This window comes from Bartonella sp. AA89HNZF (assembly GCF_042196905.1).
In the GTDB taxonomy this organism is placed as follows: Bacteria; Pseudomonadota; Alphaproteobacteria; order Rhizobiales; family Rhizobiaceae; genus Bartonella.
On sequence record NZ_JBHIRD010000091.1, the window covers coordinates 1 to 866 of the forward strand.

The following is an 866-nucleotide window of genomic DNA, read 5'->3' on the forward strand; positions in this document are numbered from 1 at the left end:
CATCCTACGAGAAGTGCAAGTGCGATTTTTGTCAGAAGGACGAGACCCCCACCGATTGCGACTACGAGGCTTGTTGCCAACAAGATGATGATACCTAAGAGACCGTAAAGTAGCCCATTAGCCTCGAAGAAGACAGTTTCTTCGAAAAGACGACTTGCATATTGAAACCCTTGGCTTGCTGCTTTGTCAAGCAAGTTCATTAATTGTTGATCAGTGAGCGGATTTTTTATGAGCGCTTTTGATAAATCATGAGGCATTTGAGTTATTAAATTTGTGATTTCTGGTTGATACAATCCTGCGGTAAGAGCTATTGAAGTAATAATGATTATTCGTAGGAAACTGTTCACAAATACAGAGAGAGGCATGTCGATAGCCCCACGAATGATGAGCCATCCATAGATGATGAAAGTGATGGTGATCCCGATTGAGACGAAGGGCGTAATTGTAGCCATTGCTTTTGAGGAAATATCTGTGACATAAGTTTTTGTTATTTTGTCAATTTCAGTGAAAAGTTGCGTGAACAGCGTGAAGTTCATGGCATTCCTCTTTAATGAATTTTCAATTTTTTATCATTTTAAAATACAGATACATGCTATGTGCTTCATTGGTATTGACACAATTTGTCCAAGCGCTCCCACCGAGATTATTTTGGATTTGATGAAACTTTTGTGCGTTTTTCCAGATTGTTGAGACATGTACAATAGGATTATTTTCATAAAATAGAGAAAACAAATGTTATAAAGGATTTTGTTTAATCCGTATGTGAGGCATCCCCTTACTGGTACTGCTAAAAATTTTCATATGCATCTCGCGTCTATGCATTTTAATAAGCTCGCGCTCAGCTTCACGGAAATGTGCAACCATTT

At 38.3% G+C, this 866-nt stretch carries 1 protein-coding gene; it reads right to left on the reverse strand.

Annotated elements, in window-relative coordinates; translation table 11 throughout:
* On the reverse strand, positions 1 to 536 hold a 536-nt coding region (locus ACFIN0_RS09875; protein ID WP_375702467.1), incomplete at its 3' end, for a type IV secretion system protein.
* Positions 537 to 866 lie beyond the last annotated feature (330 nt).